13 protein-coding genes are annotated in these 21,514 nt (G+C 57.0%); 8 read left to right on the top strand and 5 right to left on the bottom strand.

Annotated features, from left to right (window positions below):
* Nucleotides 1-14: 14 nt before the first annotated feature.
* Together G6R38_RS21625 and G6R38_RS21620 are read right to left on the bottom strand one after the other, a co-directional pair.
* Nucleotides 15-1,259 (bottom strand): glycosyltransferase, encoded by a 1,245-nt coding sequence (locus tag G6R38_RS21625; protein WP_166830860.1) that lies wholly within the window; start codon nucleotides 1,257-1,259, stop codon nucleotides 15-17.
* The gene (locus G6R38_RS21620; RefSeq protein WP_166830859.1) at nucleotides 1,256-9,811 is read right to left on the bottom strand and encodes a type I polyketide synthase; all 8,556 of its coding nucleotides are present in this window, start codon (nucleotides 9,809-9,811) and stop codon (nucleotides 1,256-1,258) included. Before G6R38_RS21620 ends, G6R38_RS21625 begins: the two co-directional genes overlap by 4 nt.
* A gap of 353 nt (nucleotides 9,812-10,164) precedes the next feature.
* Here G6R38_RS21620 and G6R38_RS21615 point away from each other — a divergent pair, with 353 nt between their 5' ends.
* The 3 genes from G6R38_RS21615 (at nucleotide 10,165) to G6R38_RS21605 (ending at nucleotide 13,300) form a co-directional block, all read left to right on the top strand.
* Nucleotides 10,165-10,554 carry an FHA domain-containing protein gene (locus tag G6R38_RS21615; protein WP_166830858.1) on the top strand — a complete coding sequence of 130 codons (390 nt, stop codon included), beginning with the start codon at nucleotides 10,165-10,167 and terminating at the stop codon, nucleotides 10,552-10,554.
* A gap of 137 nt (nucleotides 10,555-10,691) precedes the next feature.
* Nucleotides 10,692-11,951, top strand: coding sequence for a diaminopimelate decarboxylase (lysA, locus tag G6R38_RS21610; protein WP_166830857.1), 1,260 nt, complete (start codon nucleotides 10,692-10,694; stop codon nucleotides 11,949-11,951).
* Between the two features lie 107 nt (nucleotides 11,952-12,058).
* The gene (locus G6R38_RS21605; RefSeq protein WP_166830856.1) at nucleotides 12,059-13,300 is read left to right on the top strand and encodes a DUF1015 family protein; all 1,242 of its coding nucleotides are present in this window, start codon (nucleotides 12,059-12,061) and stop codon (nucleotides 13,298-13,300) included.
* Between the two features lie 46 nt (nucleotides 13,301-13,346).
* Here G6R38_RS21605 and G6R38_RS21600 read toward each other — a convergent pair whose 3' ends face one another.
* Complete coding sequence (locus G6R38_RS21600; RefSeq protein WP_166830855.1) at nucleotides 13,347-16,331, bottom strand: hypothetical protein; 2,985 nt, start codon at nucleotides 16,329-16,331, stop codon at nucleotides 13,347-13,349.
* A 414-nt stretch (nucleotides 16,332-16,745) separates the two neighbouring features.
* Between G6R38_RS21600 and G6R38_RS21595 the strand changes: the two genes are divergently transcribed.
* Nucleotides 16,746-17,027, top strand: coding sequence for a transcriptional regulator (locus G6R38_RS21595; RefSeq protein WP_166830854.1), 282 nt, complete (start codon nucleotides 16,746-16,748; stop codon nucleotides 17,025-17,027).
* Nucleotides 17,028-17,039: 12 nt separating this feature from the next.
* Here G6R38_RS21595 and G6R38_RS21590 read toward each other — a convergent pair whose 3' ends face one another.
* On the bottom strand, nucleotides 17,040-18,035 hold the full coding sequence (locus G6R38_RS21590) for a bile acid:sodium symporter family protein (RefSeq protein ID WP_166830853.1): 996 nt from the start codon (nucleotides 18,033-18,035) through the stop codon (nucleotides 17,040-17,042).
* Between G6R38_RS21590 and ubiE the strand changes: the two genes are divergently transcribed.
* The gene (gene ubiE / locus G6R38_RS21585) at nucleotides 18,034-18,960 is read left to right on the top strand and encodes a bifunctional demethylmenaquinone methyltransferase/2-methoxy-6-polyprenyl-1,4-benzoquinol methylase UbiE (RefSeq protein ID WP_240928328.1); all 927 of its coding nucleotides are present in this window, start codon (nucleotides 18,034-18,036) and stop codon (nucleotides 18,958-18,960) included. The two genes, G6R38_RS21590 and ubiE, sit on opposite strands and share 2 nt — an antisense overlap.
* Before the next feature lie 5 nt (nucleotides 18,961-18,965).
* Nucleotides 18,966-19,661, top strand: a complete 696-nt coding sequence (locus tag G6R38_RS21580) for a UbiX family flavin prenyltransferase (protein WP_166830852.1) — start codon at nucleotides 18,966-18,968, stop codon at nucleotides 19,659-19,661.
* Nucleotides 19,662-19,702: 41 nt separating this feature from the next.
* Here the strand turns inward: G6R38_RS21580 and G6R38_RS21575 are convergent, their stop codons facing one another.
* Nucleotides 19,703-20,188: a response regulator gene (locus G6R38_RS21575; RefSeq protein ID WP_166830851.1), complete on the bottom strand. Its 486-nt coding sequence runs from the start codon at nucleotides 20,186-20,188 to the stop codon at nucleotides 19,703-19,705.
* A 229-nt stretch (nucleotides 20,189-20,417) separates the two neighbouring features.
* On the opposite strand from G6R38_RS21575, the gene G6R38_RS21570 reads away from it, so the two are divergent.
* The gene (locus G6R38_RS21570; RefSeq protein ID WP_166830850.1) at nucleotides 20,418-20,561 is read left to right on the top strand and encodes a hypothetical protein; all 144 of its coding nucleotides are present in this window, start codon (nucleotides 20,418-20,420) and stop codon (nucleotides 20,559-20,561) included.
* Nucleotides 20,558-21,466, top strand: coding sequence for a sulfite exporter TauE/SafE family protein (locus G6R38_RS21565; RefSeq protein ID WP_166830849.1), 909 nt, complete (start codon nucleotides 20,558-20,560; stop codon nucleotides 21,464-21,466). The genes G6R38_RS21570 and G6R38_RS21565 overlap by 4 nt, the downstream gene beginning before the upstream one ends.
* Nucleotides 21,467-21,514 lie beyond the last annotated feature (48 nt).

Below are 21,514 nucleotides of genomic sequence, written 5' to 3'. Positions count from 1 at the left end.
GTCTCACTTCCGGTTCACCGCGACATCATCGGCTGCGTCGTTTCTTCGGTCGTGTCGTTGGCATCGCGAGTCAGTCGCTGCACGCCATACGGTTTCCGAACGTCGTACGTCACGCCCCGCCACACGATCCGTCGTTTGACGATGGCCTGAAAAATCAGTTCGGGCGTCAACCACGATGCCGCGAGCATCAGCAATCGGCTTGGAATTCCGAACGATCTTGCGAGCGTCTTGCGATGGGCAAGCAAACCGCGAACCCGCTTTTCGATCAGCAGCAACAAGCCGAACGCCAATCCCAGATAGATCGCCAGCACACCGAGAAGCTGCCCCAATATGGTCCAGTTGGCTTGCGTCATTCGCAGGAATGCAGCGATGGTGAGGCCCCAGAGGCTGATTGTCGTCCCCACGTAAATGACGCTCGCAGGCCAAAAGGCATCGGGGCGGTACAACCGAACCCACAACATCTGTCGCGTGACGAACGTGCGGTAACTCTCCAGCGAACAACTCGATGACTCAACCATCACCAATCGGGTGACGCATTGCAGTTTGCGTTTCGTTCGACGGAGATGGGAACTGAGTGGCAAATCCTCGCAGCCGGCGTGCTTCCAACGCTCGCGGAGTTCCGGTTCATCGAGAATCGCCCGCCGAACCGCTAGCGATCCACCCCACGGCAAGTTGCGAACGGTGCTACTCACAATCGACGCCGCACACCACACGTAACGCCATACGGTGCCCAATCGGCGATCGGGCACTGTGTACCAGCGGCAACCGTACGTGCAGTCGGCCTGATCGCTTGCCAACGGCGCGACCAATTCGCTCAGCCACGTTTCATGCGGGACGACATCGGAATCAATGAACGCGACAACTTCACACTCGGCGGGCAATGTTTCCATCGCCTGCAAGACCGCGCTGTTCTTAAGTCCGCAAGTCGTGAGTCGCGTGACGAGCGGTTGAATGTCGAAGTTCGCCGCGTCTTGGAGTTCATCTCGCAAAAGTGGTTCGGCAGTTCCATCGGGATCGTCCAAGATGATCCGTACGGAAACCGACGGATAATCTTGATTCTTCAACCCACGGATTGTCTCCCGTAATCGGTCGTCGATACCGCGGATCGGCAGCAAGACGGCGACTGGTGGCAGAGAACTCGGTTCTGGCTGCGGGGTCGGTCGAGGACGCGAGCGGAACCAAAACAGCACCGTCGCGGCGGCCTGCTGAACGGCCGAAACCGCCAGCAGGATGACCAAACCCCATTCCCAGGAGGTCATGACCGATTTCCTCGACGAGTCGTTCCGGCTGCGGCGAACGCGGTTTCCGAATCCGCCGGTGCGAGGGCAGCATCCAATTGCGATGCCAATTCCGAAACTTGCGGTGGGAACATGATCGAGAAGTGCTCGGCTTCCAATTCCGTGTGCACGCAGTCTTGATTCGTCCAACGACTCCAACTGCTTTCCGCGGCACCGAGCCCGTTGGTCGCGCTCCACAAGTGCAGCGGCACGGAAAGCGGGGACTGCGGTGTGCCGGGGTCGTCGCTCATCATTTCCAGGTGCAAGCCGATTCGTCGGAGATACTCACCGACCAATTCCTCGGGCACACCCGCACTGAGGTGTCCGCCATCGAGCAACCAACTCAAGACTGCATCGGAACTGAAGTGAGCAGCGACTTCCGCCGTTTCGCGTTCGAGACGATCGGCTTCGAGTTCGACCAGGAAGCCCGTTTCTTGTCGGATCAACTCGTAAGTTTCCACCAGGAACTTCTGAAGTTGGCGTTCCTTCTTCTCGGTGGAGTCGAGATCGGCGGGGTTCGATTCCACGATGCCGAGGAAGTCCACGGTTCGTCCCATCTCTTCCAGCCGAAGTGCCGTGCGAGCCGCCAACAAACCACCCATCGAGAACCCGAACAACCGCACTGGGCCGTCGGCGTGTTCTTGAACGATGGCGTCCGCGTATTGCCGAGCGAGAGTTTCCGTCGTTTCGCCATCCGCCACTTCCGTGGCTTGCAGACCGAACACAGTGTATTCGTCGCTCAATTGTGGCAGCAAGTCGTCATAAATTCGCAGCTCGCCACCCGCTGGATGGAAGACGAACAACGGCGACGCTCCGCCGGTGCCCTTCCGAAGCGGAATCAGCGGGGAATCTTGAGCAGCTTGCGGTGTCGATTCGTCTTCGACGATTTCTTCCGACGTTCCGAGCAGCGATTGCAACAACGTCACGGCGAGTCGTTCGATCGTCATGTCTTTGGACAACGCACTCATCGGCACGGCGACGCCCAAATCGGATTCAATGATGCTTGCCAGTTCGACGCCCATCAGCGAATCCAGACCCATTTCGGAAATCGGCCGATCCAACGCCAACTTGCCCGGCGACATACCCAGCACACGACCGACACGGCCGCGAACGAACTCCCGCATTTTCGCGGGGCGTTCTTTGGGTTCGGCAGAAACGATGGATTCCCGTACTCCCTGCGATGCGTCACCGTCGCCGGATTCACTTTGGTTGGCGAGGAGGTTGGTTAGCAGCCCTGGCGTTTGTTTCAGGTTGCGGAATCGTCCGGCGAGGGTTTGCCAATCGGCTCGCACGGAAACGAACGAGGAATTCGCTGCCGGAATGGTCACGTCGAGTGTTTTGCGGATGTCATCGACAGACATCGCGGTGAACCCGAGTTTCGCGAGCGAATCGCCCAGATCTTCCCGTTCGGCCACATACCCGACTTCACCCAGCACACCCCAACCGATGGCCGTCGCGGGCAAACCGAGACGACGCCGATGGTCGGCAAGTGCTTCCAACGAGAAGTTCGCCGCCGCGTAGTTGCCTTGGCCAAAGTTCCCAACCGCCGCACTGACCGAACTGAACAGCACGAACATATCGAGCGGCATGTCCTTCGTGAGACGATGCAGCACCCAAGCCGCATGCGACTTCGGCCGTGTGACGGTCTTGAAGCGATCGGTGTTCAGATCGCTGATCACGGCGTCGTCGATGACCATGGCCAAGTGCAATACGCCACCGATGGGCGGCATTGTGGCTTGCGTTTCCTTCAACACTTCCGCCATGCGGGTTTCGTCGGTGATGTCGCAGCACTCGGCTCGCACGGTGACATCTCGCGATTCGAGATCGGCCACGAACGCCTTCGCGGCATCCGTTTTCGGACCGCTACGACTCACGAGCAACAAGTGTTTCGCACCGTGATCGACCAACCACTTCGCAACTTCCTGACCGGCTCCTCCGAAAGCACCCGTCACGAGGTATGTGGCATCGGACCGGACCGCCGGTTTCGTTTCCGTTCGGCGAATTTGCCCCCAGTGTTGCGTGAGGTCGAGCACAACTTTCCCGATGTGCACACCTTGTCCCATGAGCCGGAAGGCTTCCTGCACCCGGGCCACCGGCAACACCCGTGTCGGCAGCGGTGCGAGGTTTCCGTCCGCACTTTCGGCGAACAGACCACTCAGCAACGACATGCCGGATGCCGGATCGCTGCCCATCATCGCGGACAAGTCGACCGCATGATACGCCACGTTCCGACGGAACGGCCACAAGCCCACGCGGGTGTTCTCGAAGAAGTCCCGCTTACCGAGTTCGAGGAATCGACCGTACGGTGCAAGACACGACAAACTTCGCACCATCGCTTTTCCGGCAAGCGAGTTCAACACGGCATCCACACCGCGTCCGTCGGTCGCTGCGAGGGTTTCGTCGTAGAAGTCGAGTGACCGCGAATTCATGATCCGCTTCACACCGTACTTCGGCAGCAGTTTTCGTTTAGGATCGGTCCCAGCGGTCGCGTAGATGTCTAAACCGAGACGCCGGGCAATGTGCATCGCCGCCATCCCAACACCACCAGCCGCCGAGTGAATCAACACCGATTCACCTTTTTGCATCCGTCCAACGTTTCGCAACGCGTGATCGACGGTGATGTAGGCCACCGGCATCGAAACCGCTGCGGACAAACTGAGGTGATCCGGCACTTTCGTTACCCGAGCACCGGCCACGGTCAGCACGGATCGGAAACTTCCCGCAGTGCAGGCGATGATACGATCACCAGGTTGAACGTGCGTGACGTTCGCTCCCACGCTCCGCACGATCCCACTGCATTCGTCGCCCGGTTCGATCTGAGCCAAATCGTCAGCCGGGAACCGACCGAGTGCCCGCAGAATGTCGCGGAAGTTGAGCGCGACAAAGTGCACATCCATCTGGATTTCGTCTGGTCCGGGCGGTGCCGGATGCGTCTCCAACAACTCCAAGCTGCCGAGATCGCCGGGCCGAGCGACGTGCAATCGGAAGGGAACTTCGTTGGCAGAGTCCGCGGCGATTGTCTCGGTTCGTGGATCGATTTGCTCCATTCGCGGCACCAATCGGTGTGCTCCACGCCAAGCAACTTCCGATTGCGGATCGTCCGCACAAAGTTCCGCCCACAGCGTGTTTTCGTCGCCCTTCAGCGGGTCGAGATCGATTTGCCGAATGGCAATGTGTCGATATTCCGAAGCCGCCGAGCGGCCCAATCCGACCAATCCGCCTTGCAACGGACCCGTTGCTTCGGTCGAAACTCCCACATCGCGGGCACCCCGTGTGACCAGCAGCAACCGTCGCGGCGATTGCTTCTCGTCAGCGGCGAATACCTGCAAGAGATGCATCAACGAATGCGTGGAACGATCGTCAATCGATTCCAGTCCGCTCATGGTGATCTCGGCGGAGTCGGTGTCGCTAGCGGTCAGATGGACGATGCTCCAATCACCGCCTCGGAAGCCGATCGCCGACTTGAGTTGCACGAAATCATCGTAGTTCGCGGAGTTGATTTGGAATTCATCGGAATCCAACAAGTCGAATTCTTCGCCATCCCGCACGGTCACACAACGACGACCCGCGTGACGAAGTTGGTCAACGAGCGTATGCCCAGCGGCTCCACCGTCACCAAAGATCAACCAGTTCGGTTCCTTTGGTGGTTTGTCGGCGATGAACACTTTCGGCAATTTGGTTTCCGACCGGTTCGGCTGCCGAGCGACAATCACGGCGGCATGTTCGCCGGTTTCGTTGCAGGTTGCGGGCAACGTGGGCGATTCCCAACCGGTTTCCGAGAGGATTTCACTCCACTCGGATGTGGTCAACAATGGGCTGTGTTCACGGGCGGGGTCTTGCTGATAATTCCACCAACCGTCCGTCAAACCAAAGACCAAATCGAAGGCCATCCGCGTTTGCGTGAGTTCTCGCAGCACGAGCAACCCGCCATCGACGAGCAAGCTCGAACATCGTCCGAGAGCCGCTTTCAAGTCCGTCACACCGTGAATCGCGTCGGCGGCGATGACGATGTCGAAACAACCGGTCGGCAGATCCTGCTCGGCGGGGTCGCGTTCCAAATCGAACTTCGCATAACGCACGCAATCCGAATTGCGGAATTGGTCCTCGGCTCGTTGCAAGAAGTACGGCGAGAGATCGGTAAACCAGTATTCGGTTTGATTGTCCGGCAGCACCGGCAGCATGTATGCCGTCGTTCCGCCTGTGCCAGCACCGACTTCCAGAATGCGAAGCGGTCGTGATTCCGGCAACCGATTTCGCAGTTCGACCGCGATTCGTTGAATGAACGTGTTGCCGTAACGAGTCCAGTATTGATCGCGGTAAACTTGTTCGAGCAGTCCGACTGATTCTTCGGAGAACAACAACTTCAACGGATCGACTTCACCGGAGAACACACCTGCCAAGTCTTCGCCGCAAACTTCGATCAACCGCAAATGCGGATAGAGTTCGGGCAGTTCCGCGAGTGCGTCCAACCAGGCGGCGTTGACGTCTGGTTCGGGAAGATTGTTCGCGACCTGCCAGGCACCGTCTGTCTTCGTGAACTCACCCGATTCGACCAAGCGATCCAAGCACCGCTCGAACAGCGGCCGATGTTTCTCGATGAGTTTGCCGGAATCGACCAACGCTTGCGAATCGACCGACTCACCGGCTTTGAGATCAATTCCCATCTGCTGCAAAGCGTTCAGGAAATACGGTGTGGCCACACGATCCTGAGCGGCAACGCTGTCACCGATGATTGTGGCGGGCACGTCGTGCCAAGTGTTTGCGGCTACGTTCTCGGCGGATTCGACAAGGTCCGTGAGCGATTTGGTTTCGGCCAGCGGTTCCGCCACGACCGACGATCCCGGAAGCGGCGCGTGATACCAACGAGTTTGGTGCAAACACGGACCAATCTCGTTGCGTTCCCGTTCGCGTTGCGAAATCACACCACGACAACGGAAATCGAGAATATCGATCGCGGGTTGTCCGTCGATGGTGAAGATGCGAATGTCACCCGTGACTTGCATCGCGGATGAGCTCGTCAGTTTGACTTCACTGTACGCAGCCGTGCCGGGCGATTGATGGAAGTGCACGCGGCCGATTCGTTCCGGCAGGAACATACGGTCGTCGGCTCGTTCTTCCGGCGGAATCGCTTCGAGCAGCACTTGGAAACACGCATCCAGCAACGACGGATGCACATGGTACAAGTTCGCCCGGTCCATCAAGGATTCATCGAGTTCGATGCGACCAAGTGCCGATTGCCCCGTGCGGTGCAATTCTTTCACACCTTGGAAAGTCGGTCCGTATTCCAGGTCGATCTGGCGGAATGTCTCGTAGAATGCCTCGGCGGATGCGGGTTCGGCATTCGCTTTCCAGGCGTCGATGTCGAGTGGACTCGGTTCGAGTTTCGGCATCGGACGGTACATGGCTTGGGTGTGTTTCATCCATGCTTCGTCGGATTCGTTCATCCGGCTCGCCATGAACAGCGTGCCCGCGTTTGGGTCGGCGGAAACTTGCGTGAGCGGAGCCGCTTCGTTCGGCAGGAACAACGCTCGCAGCATGTCCACATCGTCGATTGTGACGGATTCGGATTTCTCCGCCCGCAACGCCGCTGCGAGGAACATTTCCACAAAACCGGCCGCCGGGAAAATCACTTGGCCACCGGCTTTGTGATCGGGCAACCACGTATAGACCGACACATCGAGCGAGTTGTGCCATTCGTGTTCAGCAGCCGTCGCGGCTTGACCGAGCAACGGATGGTAATCGGGACGCAACCGCGATTGTCGAGAGTCGGCACTTTCATGCCAGAAGCGTTCGTGCAACCACGGATGACGCGGAAGATTCACGACGTTTCCACCCGTCGGGAAGAACGCAGACGGATCGACCGTGAGACCGTGCGTTTGCAGTCCGACAAATGTTCCGCGAATGGTTTTCTGGTCGTCTTCCTTGCGGACAAGCGATGCAAATACCGTTGGCTTCGGGCCGTCCGACTTGCGGCATTGTTTGATCGACGCACCCAAAACTGGATGCGGTCCGATTTCGAGGAAGTTCGAATAGCCCATGTCTTGCAGGGTTTCGATCGCCGGAGCGAAGCGGACCGGCTGACGGATGTTGTCCCACCAGTAATCGGCGGAAAGCCCTTCCAGACCGACTTTCTCGCCCGTGACGGTGCAGACCATCTCGCAGGTGCGGGCGGAGTTGTTGATTCTGCCGATCGCGGACATGAACGATTCTTCCGCGGGAGCCACCAGGTGACTGTGAAACGCGTGCTTCACCCGCAACGCTTTCCACCAAATATCGCGGGCATCGAGTTCCTTGCCGACGGCTTCCAACGCTTCGGCTTCACCGGCGAGTGTGACCATGTCCGGGCTGTTGATGGCGGCCACGCACACCTTCGGCTCAAACTCGGCAATCAAACGGCGCGCGTCGGCTTCGTTGAGGCCGGCGGCAAGCATCTGACCGGGCAGGGCGTGTTCTTGCAGCGAAATTCCCCGGTAGCCAATGATCTTCACGGCGTCTTCGAGCGAGACCAAACCGGCCACATGAGCCGCCGCAATCTCACCGACACTGTGTCCGACAACGGCCGCCGGATTCACGCCCCACGATTCCCACAATCGAGCCAAACCGACGTGAATCGCAAACAACGCCGGTTGAGCCACCGATGTGAGATGGATTTGGCTGGATTCGTTGTCCTTCGAGAGTTCCTCGATCAATGACCAATCGACCACGTCTTTGAGCAGCGTGTCGATTTCGTCCATCGCCGCTCGGAACACGGGTTCGCGACGGTACAAGTCCATGCCCATTTGAGCGGCTTGCGGGCCTTGTCCACAGAAGACGAACACCAACCCTTGTTCATCTTTCTTCGCTTCCGCCGTGTGCATGTTCGGGCGGGTTTCGTCATCCAGAAACGCGGTCAAGGTTTCACGGGCCTCGTCGGCGTTCTGTGCCACCAAACCAAGACGGTGCGAATAATGCGACCGCCGCATTTGCGACGTGTAAGAGATATCGGCCAACGAACCGTTCGCCGAGTCCGCAAGGAATGCGCGGAAATCGTTGGCTCGTTGACGGAGGGCATCTTCGGATCGTGCAGTGATCAACAGCGGAAACGGAACCTGGTCCGAATCAGTGTGGGCGTGCGAACCGTTGGTGCTCGCGATGGCCGATCCGTTCGTTGCCGGTGTATGCCCGTTGCTGCGAACAATTTGCGGGGAGTGTTCGTTGAACTGCTGCGTTCGTTCGTGGTTGGGGTCGGCCAAGATGACGTGCGCATTCGCGCCACCGAAACCGAACGAGTTGATACCAACGACACCGGGTTTGTCATCCGGCCAGGCTTCCATCTCCGTCGGTACGCGGAGTTTGAATTCCTCGAACGGGATGTGCGGGTTTGGGGTTTTGAAGTGCAAGTTCGCAGGGATTTGGCGTTTTTGCAGCACGAGAATCGCTTTGACGAGCGAGGCAATCCCCGAAGCGGCTTCCATGTGTCCGATGTTCGTTTTCACCGAACCGATGATGAGCGGTTGCTCGGCGGATCGGCCATCGGAAAACACACGACCAAGGGCCGTCGTTTCCGCCGGATCACCGACGACGGTGCCGGTTCCGTGGGCTTCGACGTAGCGGACACTCGCCGGGTCAACCTGCGAATTCTGATAAACTTCCCGCAGCAACGCTTCTTGGGCATCGGGGTTGGGCATGGAAATCCCGCCGGTGCGTCCGTCTTGGTTGGCACCGGTTCCCAGCACAATCGCTTGAATCGGATCGCGATCACGGACGGCATCGGAAAGGCGTTTCACGATGATCGCCCCGCCACCTTCCGATCGGACGAACCCGTTGCCGGACGCATCGAAAGCCTTGCAACGGCCGTCGGGAGACAACATCGACGCCGCCGAGAAACTGATGAACGTTTCCGGGTTGATGATGACGTTTACGCCCCCGACGATGATCATGTCGGATTCGCCATCAAGCAAGCTCTTGCAACCGCGATCGAACGCCATGAGCGCAGACGAACACGCCGTATCCACGATAAAACTCGGGCCACGGAGATCCAAGCAGTAAGAGATCCGGTTGGCCGCGATGCTCAGTGAACACCCTTGAGCCGTGAACGCACTCAGACCACGTTGCGATTGGCGGTCGCGTTGAATCTGGCCGTAATCGCCGGTGGAGATCCCCACAAAGACCCCGGTTCGACTCCCGGCCAACGATTCCGCCGGAATGCCCGCATGTTCCAAGGCTTCGGCAGTCGTTTCGAGCAGCAAGCGTTGCTGTGGATCGATGTACTGAGCTTCTCGCGGGGAGATCCCGAAGAGACTCGGTTCAAACTGATCGATACTGTCGAGGAACCCGCCCCAACGGGAAGCACTCTTACCGTTCATTCCTGGTCCGGCGCTGTAAGCAAGTTTGCTCCAACGATCTTCCGGGATCTCGGTGACAGCGTCACGACGCTCTTCCAACAATTGCCAGTAACTGGTTCCGTCGGTGATTCCCCCAGGCAGACGGCAAGCGTACCCGACAATCGCCAACGGCTCCGCAGGAGTTGCGGAAGTCGAATGCGGTTCAGACATAGGAATGTGATCTTGGTAAGAAGGAAACGTAGATTGACCCCAGCGCGTTTCCAAGTGACCCACTCGGAAGGACCATCCAGTATCACGATGGCCTGGACTTTCCGCAAGCAAGGATTTCGTGTTTCCGCAAACTTGCCCAATTTAACACCTTGAAACAAATATCGCGGAGAAAAGTCGGATGCATGTTGCCGAGCTTGTGCAGTTGGTTACGGACTATTGAGGAAAAGGTTGAAGACATTTACTAATTCCATAGGGATTTTCACTTGAGTTGCGTGTTTCCTTCGTTCATTCTTTAAATAGGGAGATTACAACGGTTTCGCGTAATCCATGGGCATGAATGACAGGGCATCTGTATGCGAGCTGAGTTAAAGGTCGTCGAAGGTTCCTTGGCCGAAAAAAACATCAAATTGAAAGAAGGCAAGTTCATCGTCGGTCGCGCTCCCGATTGTCATCTTCGGCCCGATAGCGATCTTGTCAGCCGCTACCATTGCGTTGTGCGAGTCGATGAGTACACCGTCCGCGTTCGCGATATGGGTAGCCGAAACGGAACGCATGTCAATGGTCGGTTGATTCAGGCGGACACGCGATTGATGAACGGTGACAAGGTGAAGATCGGCGATATGATCTTGCAAGTGTCGATTGCCGAGGCCGCCGATCCACCATCGAGTTTCGAGATTCCCAAGGCTCCCACGGAACCATCCGATAGCGAAACGAGCTACGGGATTCCGAAAATGCCGAAGTAGACACGCGGACGGTCAATCCGACGAATGCCTCAGAAAACCGCTCGCGCCCCCTCGTCAGCGGACGACTGGCCGACTAAACTGTGAACGATCCTCATGAGGACTTCGTACACGCTCCGTCCAGCCGGTTTTGAGTCATTATGTCTGCTGTTTCTTCCTCTGTTGCCAAGCCGTTGCCGTTCGATGAAGACTTCATTCGTCAATTGACGGAGAAGTACCCCACGCCGTTTTACATCTACGATGAACGGGCAATCCGTGAAAACGCGCGGCGTCTCAATGCGGCTTTCGCTTGGTGCGATGGGTTCCAAGAGTACTTCGCCGTCAAAGCCACGCCGAACCCGCATATCCTCAACATCATGAAAGAGGAAGGCTTCGGCGCAGACTGTTCGAGTTTGGCGGAACTCGTGATGTGCGAACGAGTTGGCATCACCGGGGACGATGTGATGTTCACCTCGAACAATACGAAAGCCGAGGAGTACGCCAAGGCGGTCGAGTTGGGTGCGATCATCAATCTCGATGACATCACGCACATTCCGTATCTCGCCGATTCGGTGAAAATGCCCGAGCAATTGTGCTTCCGTTACAATCCGGGACCGCTCCGCGAAGGCAACACGATCATCGGCAAACCCGAGGAAGCGAAGTACGGGTTCACCAAGGAACAGCTCTTTGCAGGCTACCGTCAAGCTCGGGAACTGGGAGCTAAGCGGTTCGGTTTGCACACGATGGTGGCCTCGAACGAACTCAACGCCGAATACTTCGTCGAAACCGCACGGATGCTGTTCGAGTTAGCCGTCGAATTGAAGAAGGAAACGGACATCTCGTTGGAGTTCGTGAATCTCGGTGGTGGTATTGGTATTCCCTACCGTCCGGGAGATCAGCCGGTCGACTTGGAACACATCGGCAATGGCGTCAAGAAGCTCTACGACGAAATGATCAAGCCTGCCGGTCTTGATCCGTTGAATGTTCTGATGGAAAACGGTCGCTGCATCACCGGGCCGTATGGTTATCTCATCACGTCAGCGATTCACGAAAAGCACATTTACAAGGACTATGTCGGCGTCGATGCCTGTATGGCGAACTTGATGCGACCGGGGATGTACGGTGCGTATCACCACATCTCTGTGCTCGGCAAAGAAAACGCGGCAGCGGACACAACCTGCGACGTCGTCGGTTCGCTCTGCGAGAACAACGACAAATTTGCAATCGACCGGAAACTGCCGAAAGTGGAAATCGGCGATTTACTCGTCATCCACGATGCTGGTGCTCACGGTCACGCGATGGGTTTCCAGTACAACGGCAAACTTCGCTCCGCGGAACTGCTTTGGAAACCCGACGGCAGTGTCCAACAAATTCGCCGTGCCGAAACCCTCGATGATTATTTCGCGACTTTGGATTTCTAGACAGTCGGGCGGGGGCAGCGAGTGTAACCCGCCAAATCCATTCCGCATGAATAACATGGTGCGTTACGCATTGCTGCACGCACTCAACGAAGAAATCTTCGTCTCTTATGATTAATATTGCTCCGATTCGACGTGCTCTCGTTCCTGTCGACAGTGCCGCTGCCGCTCAACTTGTGGCTCCGAATTATGATGAGTTCCAAGGCGACCGCGAGGTTTGGGAGTTCATTCAAGCCAAACCGGAATCGATTCTCGCGGTGACGATGGCGCATTGCGATGTGCCAACCGAAACGGAAATTGGCGAGGACGGTTCCGATGCCACGCTCGACAAAGCCCGCGAGACGCTGAGGAATCGCATCGACAGCCCGCTGACGAAAGTTGTCGAGAACGTGCTGTGGGTTTACGAAATTGTCGATCCGCGTCGGCCCAGTGTGCGGCAGATGGGGCTCGGTGGAGCGGCGAAAACCGCAGACATTCGCACCGATGAATCGCCCGACGGGACCGTGATCCGCAACGAAGGGATTCGCGAGGAAAAAGCCCGTGGGCGAGCGAATTTGATTTCCAAGACGAAGTCCTACGTAGGCGTTGTCAACAATACCGTTGAAGACGAAAGCGGCCACTTGATCACCGCTCTTGAAGAGTACGCCGACGGGCGGGAATGCGATTTCCAAGCCGACGACGAAGTCGGCAACACGCACAAAGTTTGGCTGATCGCGGATGAACCCAGCATCAACAAGTTCGTCGAGCTGATGAAGGCAGAGCCGTTTGCGTACGTCGCCGATGGCAACCATCGCAGTGCCGCTGCCGCGTTGCTGGGGCATGACGATTATCTGGCGATGTTCTTCACGACCGGACGGATGGGGTTGGCACCGTACAATCGGCTGGTCGCCGAACCGAAAGCGGCCGAATTGGATTGGCTGCAAACCCTGGCCGAATATTTCGACGCCCAACCCCGTCGCGATTCCGAACCATTCCAACCCAAGCAGACTCATCACATCGGTCTGTACGATGGCAAGAAGTGGTTGGAATTGGTGCCGAAAGACAACGCCTACGATGCCAGCAACGCGGCGGAGTCAATTGATTCCGACATCGTGCAACGGCACATTTTCGAAGATGTGCTCCAAATCGCTGATGCTCGCGACAAACGGCTGACGTTCGTCGGCGGCAACAAAGATGCGGCCTGGTTGCAAAGCCGTGTCGACAGTGGCGACTTCCACTTCGCCGTGACTCTGCCACCGGTCACGATGGAACAGTTCGTTTCGGTCTGCCAACAGAATCGATTCATGCCGCCAAAATCGACGTGGTTTGAACCGAAGATCCGCAGCGGCTTGGTTGTGGCATTGCTCGACTAGATCGGATTGCGATTGTTCGTCCGGTTAGGGTCACCGTCGATTGTCATCACCGACGGAACGGGTTCGTGTTCCACTTCGGCAGCTTCTCGAGCAGTTTAAGCGGATACGAGAACGGGCTATCCGACTCGGTCGGTGTTGGCTCCGGTGCAGGGACGACTTGCTGATCCTGCGTGATGATGCGGAGATCATCGAACATCACTTCGCCCAGTCCGGTGAGTTGCATTGTGAGTACGTAAGGACCGGTCTCGGGCACTTCTCGCAGGAAGAAGAAGTGTTGCCATTCGCTGGCTTGATTCCAGCGAAGCGCGGCAGCGGGGCCAGCGATGTTGTCGAACAGCATTGCTCCGTCGAGTGAACGTTGGATGTCGTTCGGAACACGGACCCAACCGCTCACATGAACAACTTGCCCACTTTTGACCGAAACTGGCGGCGTCTTGATGATGACAGGACTCGCCGGCATGATCTCCGGTGGGTTTTCTTGCGGAATGGGCAGGGCGTGTAATCGAAGCGAATAGTTGCCTTCCCGCTGCGAGGGGTACAAATCCGCTCCCGCATGCACACCGGGCACATCGTTGCCTTCATGCAATCCGCCGGCGGCGAAGAAGGTGTCGGCATCTTCGAAGTTGCCACCACGGAGTCGGTTTTCCTGGCCAGCGAGATCACTTTGCCCGATGCGTTGCATCAATCGCCAGTGATCGGGCAGGGTTTGGTAGCAGACGGTGTACGGACTCGACAACGGCGATGGCAGTTTGATGACCGCATCGTTCCAGTGTCCGCGTTGCAAGATTCGTTGCAGTTGCATCGCTCGCCCGGCTTCTTCGGCGGCCGCTTGATACGCACCGCGAGCCAAGGCGTCTTCAGCCATCATGACGTGTTCGCGAGACCGTGAAAGAATCTGCGGACTGTCCGGCCAACTGGCTCCGAGCGATTGCAGTTCTTCATCGATTCGCCGGACACGCTCTAATTTTTCCCGGGCCAAAGCCACACAGACCGCCGCACTTTGCGGAGCGATCTGGGCGACTTTTCGCCGGATGGCGTCGATCAACTCGCGATCTCGTGTAATGATGATCGCCGAGGTTTGATCAAACTGTTTCAACGTGATTTCCAAACCACCCGCACCGCGTTTGACCTGACCTTGACCGGTCAACGGCACGATTTTCGTCGGGGACACTTCCCAAGCGGAGGAGAAGTCATCCACACCGGCGACGACAATTCGGGCATTCCGTGCGGCCATCTGACCGGGCACGAATTGGGCTTCCGTGCCGTACCAAATCGGCAGCACGAGTTTGCCATACTCACTGGAGATGACAGTCGCTTCCAACTCACCACCGACTCGGGAGGCCCGTTGCCGTTGGTATTCTTGCTCTCGGAGCATGGCGTCTCGTTCATGACGCGAATCGGCAGTGGTGCGGAAGTCGATGGAACCGCGTCGAATCGCTTGGGCACTCGGCAAATCAACCGAGAACGAAGATGGTGATGAAACGGAACCCGTCGCCAAGAACGGTTGCAACAACGAGAGTTCAAGATTGAGCTGCGTGATCGCCAGACGTCGCTCGGTGGCACCGGGCGAGTTGTCGTCGAAGGAGGTGCGTTTCCAGTACCCAATCCCCTTCATGCCCGCCGCGATCGCCGAATACACCTGAAGCCGGAGTTGCTCCGGTTCAATGACAACTTCGTGACTGCCTTGCCGAGACGTCATCGCCTCCAGCGATGGAGCCGGTTCGGTTTGAATCCAGGTCCACTCGAAACTTCCCATCCGGGCGAGTTTCCGTTTTTCGAGGAACCATTCGCGTTTTTGTTTGTAGCCGAACGATGTGTTGGCGACGTGTCGGCTCATTCCGAGCAACGGCACGCGTCGGGACATCGCCCGTTCTTCACCACCGATGACCTCCACGGCGATTGGGCGATCGAAATTCCGATCGGCGGTTTGCACCTGATCGACCCACGCGAACAACTCGTCTTTCGCCGATGACGGAACACGCGTTCCGAGATTCCAAATGAGAATGGGGCGTGTTTCCTGACCGAATGGCAACACGCTGACATCACGGGCGTCGATGACTTGCCCGTCGGCATCGACCGCACGCGGTGGAGTGGCCATTGCCCACAAGTCATGTTGTCGCAGGGCGTTCAGAGTTGTTTGGTCTTCGTAATCGGGAATGCCAACAACATTCAAACCGATTTCCTTGAGAAGTTCCGGCGATTCCGAATGCTGAGCCGCAATGATCGGGAAGAACGGTCGGCCTTCGACCAGAAACCGACCCAACCGTACTTCACCCGCGGGACCAACCGGAGTGTCGGGCTGCGAGAAACTCGCCGGTTCCGTTTGACTGATTGGATCCTCAACCGCACTGGCGAGCTGCACTTGTTGCGGATTGACGAGCGGACCAAAGTGGAGTCCGTCGAGAAAGATTTCCGTTTCCCCAATGCCAACTTGGCCAGTCAGCACGATGCGATTGACAAACGCACCTTCGGTGTTGAGCGACGGGCGATCCAACTGCACTCGCCATTGGCGAATCCGAGCTTGCAACTGCTTGGAATCGGCCCGACAAACCAACTGCTGCCATTCACCATTGTTCCGATAGATATCGCCGGAAACAAAGGCCGTCAGTGGTTTTCGGGTTTGCGGATGGGTTTCATTCGGGAAGACAACACGGAACCACGCTGTCAAACCGGGGCGATTCGACCGCACCGACACGACCGCTTCCAACTCGTCGATTAACCGGCCTTCCGGGACATCGTGCTCGAGTTGGAAGGTGATTCCGTCCACCTCGCTGACCAGTTTCAACGCTTCGCTACGTTGACCGTCCGCGAATTGTTGCTCGGTACGATGATGAGCGGTCAGCCGGAGTTGCGACGATTTGAACCGGACTGTCCAAGCAGTTTGGTCCGCCTCTTCAAACCCGGCGTAATACTCGGAGGCACGACTCGTGGAACCCCAGAGCACAAGCGATAGACAGACCGCGATCGTCCACCGCGTGATTCGCCTACGAAGCCGTTCGACAATCACGGTGGCAACTCCATTCTCGTCCATGAGGCAAGAGTTCGACAAAATCGGGTCTCTGGTATCAATCAAAACGAGTATGACGCCCCAAACCGTCGGGGCACACAATCGGAATTATCGGCACAACCGGACTGCGGAGATGACTAAAAATCACGGAACTTTCGCGTTTTCGCTCAGAATCGCAAATTATAGCGATTTCCCGAATGACCGATACGGCAGTTTGCTGAGGGGCGGAGTGATGTTGTAAGTATTGTTCTTGATTGTGTTTACGAAATTGTTGTTGTAGTGAACATTTCGGCGACAATCCCGGTTAGCGAATTTATGCAGTCGTTGAGAAAAGGGAACCTGTGAAACCGGGAAAGGATGGGACTTTCGTCTTGTGATCGGTAGGCTGTACCCTCAGAATTGATGGGGTAGCAAGTCCAACTAAGGAGCCTCTGTTCGATGTCGACATCAAATTCTCGCCTCCCCGATAGCGTTGGCGACGAACTACCCCGCGAACTGATCGACTTCGCCAAAGTCATCGCTCGTCTGCCCGCCCACCATCAACCGGAAGTGGAAGAAGCCTACAATCGGGTTGTGGATTCGGTTCGGCGACGTCGGCGGATTCTCACGTTAGTGCAAGAAGCATTGGCTCAACTTCGGCTGGACATCAAGTATCTGATGTTCGATCTCGAAATGACCCGCCGCGAACGGGACGAGCTGAAACACCGTCTCGAAGAATAGCAACATCGATATTTAGGTGGCTGTTTCCGAAGTTCCCGCCAATTGACCCTCCGCCGCCGGTGACTCGGCTTCCTCGCTTCCCACCCGCATCGCCCACCACTGAGCCAACATGGTTCCCGTTAGCATGCAACCGAAGGTGTACAACGCCGCCGGCAACGCGACCGTCGGTTGATCGGGGAACAACTGCGATGCCAAAGTCGCACCGAGTCCCGCGTTTTGCATCCCGACTTCCAGCGTCAGTGCACGTCGTTTGGCGTGGGAAATTCGCATGGCTCCGCCACCGAACCAACCCGCCAGATAGCCAATGCCGTTAATGACGAGCAGCATTGCCAATAGATCGAGTTGCAAATTCGCCAGCCGTTCGTGATTGGCGTTCACAACGACGGCGATCACCCACAGGATGGTCAGGTTGGCGACTGTCGGTCCGATGCGTTGCAACACCGATTCCGCCCGGCGACTCGATCTCGCCAAGAAATACCCCGACAGCACGGGAATCGCGACTTGCAGCAACAGATCCAAAAACGCTTTCTGAGCGATCGCCGCCGGATTGGCCAATGATTGTCGTAATGTCAGAAACAGAATGAGCGGCACGAAAATCGGTGACAGCAACGTGGCGGTGGTGGTCAGGCTGACGGAGTAACTCACGTTGCCGCGAGCCGCGAGCGTCAACACATTGGATGCCATCGCTCCGGGAACCGAACCCACCAAGACCAAACCCAACAGCCATTCGCCTTCCAAACCGGCCAGTCGCGCGACGGTGTACGCCGCTAGTGGCATCGTCGCATATTGCACGAGTGTTCCCCCGAGGACCGTCGGCCAACTCTTGAGAACTTGCCGAATCTCATCGCGGGGCAGCAATCCACCGATGAGGAACATCGTCACGGTGATGATCCAACCCAAATACGGTTTGGAAATGGCGAACGGGTCGAGTTCGGGATTCCAACTCGGCCAGGAGTAAGCCAACAGAGAAAGCAGGATCAACCAGCCGAGCAAGAAGCGTTGAAACATGGAAGTGTCCGTTGTCTTGTTTGTCCGTCGTTCGTGGTTGGCTAGTGAGAAAATGCTTGGATCAGCGGCATCGGACTCGGTCCCGCCGGTTCCGGATTCCCGCCTCGTGACCTGGTTGCTATGGGTGGTCGGTGAGCCGAAATGTGTCTACAGTCTTAACGGTTTGCCGCTAATACTTCGAGAGACTCACGTCATGACGGTTGATAAATCCGAAACTCGCATTCGTCGGATGTTCGGCGAGATTTCCGGACGGTACGATTTGTTGAATCGCGTGCTGTCCGGTGGGATCGACACCGCATGGCGACGCAAAACCGTACGAACCGTGCCACCGACCGGGACGGCTCCCATTTTGGATACCTGTACCGGCACCGGTGATTTGGCGTTGGCGTATTGGAAAGCAGCGGGAGGAAAAGTTCCGGTCGTCGGAACGGATTTCACGCATGAAATGTTGGAAATCGCCCGCGAAAAATCGGCTCGCAAATCCGCCGAAGACGTGACCTACATCGAAGCCGATTCCCAGAACCTACCATTTCAGAACGACATCTTTCAGATCGTTTCTGTCGCGTTCGGACTGCGAAACATCACGGATACGATGAAAGGGCTTCACGAAATGGTCCGCGTGTGTCGACCCGGGGGGCGGGTGGTCGTGCTGGAGTTCTCGCAACCTCGTCGCTCGCTGATTCGCGGTCCGTATCTGTGGTATTCCAAGAATGTTCTGCCTCGGATCGGGCAATTGTTCGCCCCGAATCGTCAGAACGCCTACAACTACCTGCCCGACTCGGTAGCCGAGTTCCCGCATGGCGAAGAATTGGCCGGAATGATGGAGTCCGCTGGATTGACGGATGTCCGCTTTCAACCATTGACGTTTGGAATTGCCACCCTGTATTACGGGATGAAACCCGAGTCGACACCAACCAAGGAGTAGAACGCATGACCGATTTGGTGGTCGCCATCACCGGAGCCAGTGGCTCCATCTATGCAGTTCGCCTGATGGAGGTGTTACTTGCAAGCGGATGCAACGTTCATCTGACGATCAGCCCCGCTGCGGTTCAAGTTTTCGAGCATGAATTAGGGCTCTCGATTGATCTCAACAATTTTGATCCGTCGCAAATCATGCCGCCCAGCATCGACATGAAACATGACAGCAAGCTGGCGTCATTGCGAGGGCCATCGGATGAGCACTACGCCCTGAGTTCGGTCTTCAGCGATTCTGAGATTACCCGGGGCCAACTCAGTTATTATCACCACGTCGATTTCTCCGCCGGTATTGCAAGCGGTTCATTTTTGACGCAAGGCATGGTGATTTGCCCATGTTCGATGGGCACGCTGGGGAACTTGGCGAACGGGATTTCCTCGAATTTGATCCACCGGGCAGCGGACGTGCACCTCAAGGAGCGTCGCAAACTGATTATTGTTCCCCGCGAAACTCCACTGAGTAGCGTGCAATTGACGAACATGAAAACCCTGGTCGATGCGGGGGCCGTCATGTTGCCAGCGATGCCGGGGTTCTATCACAACCCGTTGTCCATTCCGGACTTGGTGGATTTCATCGTCGGCCGCATTTGTGACCAACTCGGCATCGAGCACCGGCTCATCCAACGTTGGGGCCAAGGTCGCAAGTCGTAAGCTTCGCGTCGACACACGTTTTCTGCCGGGTATGAGCGGAGTTAGGAACTCCGGCGACCGCGACGCATGCGTTCGGAGGCTTTGGGTTTTGCCTTCTCTTCATCGCCTTTATCGGAATCGCCTTTGCTTGCCGCGCCGTCGGGTGGGCCGATGAGTCGTTCGACGGCTTCAAGGAGCACATCCATTGGAAATGGTTTCCGCAGGTACTCGTCGACGGCGACTTTTCCCGGCGTGGCGGTTTCCGCGTAGGCTTTGTGCCGTGCACCTTCGTTCGCGGTGATCATGATGACACGGGGCGGGTTTTCCAGTGTGGAGAGAAACTCCAAGACGGGAAATCCGCCCATGCGGGGCATCATCATATCGGTGATGACCAACTGGGGTTCCTCGGAGGAGACCAATTTTTGACCTTCAACCCCGTTCGGTGCTGCCACCACCGTGTAACCGGCGGCGTCCAAGACGCTTTGGATGGTCGTCGAAATTTCTCGGTCGTCTTCGATGAGCAAGATACGTTTGCCGGTCGCCGCCATGTTGGTCCTCAATCCCAATTGAAGAAGCAGTCAAGCCGCCTCGTGTTATCGATATCGTATGTCGCGATTCGACACCGGACAAGGGCGAGTTGGGAACTTGCCAAGAAGTCTTGGAGACCGCATCGCCACCCGCCTGCTGCTTGACAGGCATCCACACGGAATCGTAGTCTCTGAACGATAATGACGCTCGACCGGTGATTTCAACATAGACCCTTGGGATTTCGGAGTTGTGTTCGAAAAGATTCTGTATGTGCTGGCGTGCATTGTGCTACCGGTCTTGTGGGGCGTGTTCGTAAACTGGCTGTTTACATTGTGGGCGTCTCGAACGTCGGATTCCGACGACGAACCGATTTTCCCCGATTACCAAATTTGATTGTCACACGCGAAATGGAATTCCTGAATTGGACCAATCTCGCAGCGTGTGCGTTGGCGAGCGGTATTATCGGCGTGTTGGCGGGGATGTTTGGGTTCGGGGGCGGTTTCCTCTTGGTCCCGGTGCTGAACATTTTGCTGGGCGTGCCGATCGAATACGCCGCCGGAGCCAGTGCGTGTCAGGTGTTGGGCCCGGCGACGACGTCTCTACTGGCGCGAAAAATCCAATGGTCTTCGTTTCGACTGCCGCTGATTCTCTCGGGAGGGTTGTTGGTCGGCGTCAACTTAGGGGCCCGTTTGTTAGCGTTCGCGCGTGAGGCGGGTGACGTGGTTGTTAACGGACGTTCGTTGTCGATCGCGGAACTCGTCGTGCTGCCGACGTATTGGGCGGTGTTACTGCTGCTCGGAATTTTCTCGCTGTATGAAGCTCATCGCAGTCGCTCGAATCGTCCGGTCGGTCGAGGATGGTTGATGCATTGGCGAATTCCTCCGAACGCTCCTCTGGAAGAATTCGACGGCCGTCCGACTTCGATTCCCGTTTTGGCATGGTTCGGATTCGGCGTGGGATTGCTATCCGGATTACTCGGCAACAGCGGGGGATTGGTGTTGCTGCCAGGATTGGTCTACCTCCTAGGCATGCCGACGCAACAAGCGGTGGTTAGTTCGTTGGTGATTGTCTGGATCAATTCGATCTTGGCGACGGCGAGCCATGCGTGGTTGGGACACGTACATTTGGGTTTAGTTGCGGTGCTGCTATTCGGGGGCACCATCGGTGCTCGGGTGGGCTCGCGATTTGGAACCCGACTCAGCGGACCGGAACTCCGTGCACGTTTCGGTTGGGTGGTTTTGGTGACGGCCGGTCTGATTTCCCTGCGTCTCGTTTCGATGTTGCTGGTACGGATGTAAGCTGGGCCGTTAGTATGAATGGTTCGTGAATCCGTAATCCGTTCGCAA

The sequence above is a fragment of the Thalassoroseus pseudoceratinae genome, assembly GCF_011634775.1.
In the GTDB taxonomy this organism is placed as follows: domain Bacteria; phylum Planctomycetota; class Planctomycetia; order Planctomycetales; family Planctomycetaceae; genus Thalassoroseus; species Thalassoroseus pseudoceratinae.
Note: the sequence above shows the minus strand (reverse complement) of the source record. Positions and strands in the feature narration are given on the sequence as shown.

Coding starts and splice junctions, on each gene's coding strand:
- G6R38_RS21595 (WP_166830854.1), top strand. CDS start 16,746: ATGTCGACATCAAATTCTCGCCTCCCCGATAGCGTTGGCGACGAACTA.
- G6R38_RS21620 (WP_166830859.1), bottom strand. CDS start 9,811: ATGTCTGAACCGCATTCGACTTCCGCAACTCCTGCGGAGCCGTTGGCG.
- G6R38_RS21615 (WP_166830858.1), top strand. CDS start 10,165: ATGCGAGCTGAGTTAAAGGTCGTCGAAGGTTCCTTGGCCGAAAAAAAC.
- G6R38_RS21590 (WP_166830853.1), bottom strand. CDS start 18,035: ATGTTTCAACGCTTCTTGCTCGGCTGGTTGATCCTGCTTTCTCTGTTG.
- G6R38_RS21575 (WP_166830851.1), bottom strand. CDS start 20,188: ATGGCGGCGACCGGCAAACGTATCTTGCTCATCGAAGACGACCGAGAA.
- ubiE (WP_240928328.1), top strand. CDS start 18,034: ATGGAAGTGTCCGTTGTCTTGTTTGTCCGTCGTTCGTGGTTGGCTAGT.
- G6R38_RS21625 (WP_166830860.1), bottom strand. CDS start 1,259: ATGACCTCCTGGGAATGGGGTTTGGTCATCCTGCTGGCGGTTTCGGCC.
- G6R38_RS21580 (WP_166830852.1), top strand. CDS start 18,966: ATGACCGATTTGGTGGTCGCCATCACCGGAGCCAGTGGCTCCATCTAT.
- G6R38_RS21605 (WP_166830856.1), top strand. CDS start 12,059: ATGATTAATATTGCTCCGATTCGACGTGCTCTCGTTCCTGTCGACAGT.
- G6R38_RS21600 (WP_166830855.1), bottom strand. CDS start 16,331: ATGGACGAGAATGGAGTTGCCACCGTGATTGTCGAACGGCTTCGTAGG.
- lysA (WP_166830857.1), top strand. CDS start 10,692: ATGTCTGCTGTTTCTTCCTCTGTTGCCAAGCCGTTGCCGTTCGATGAA.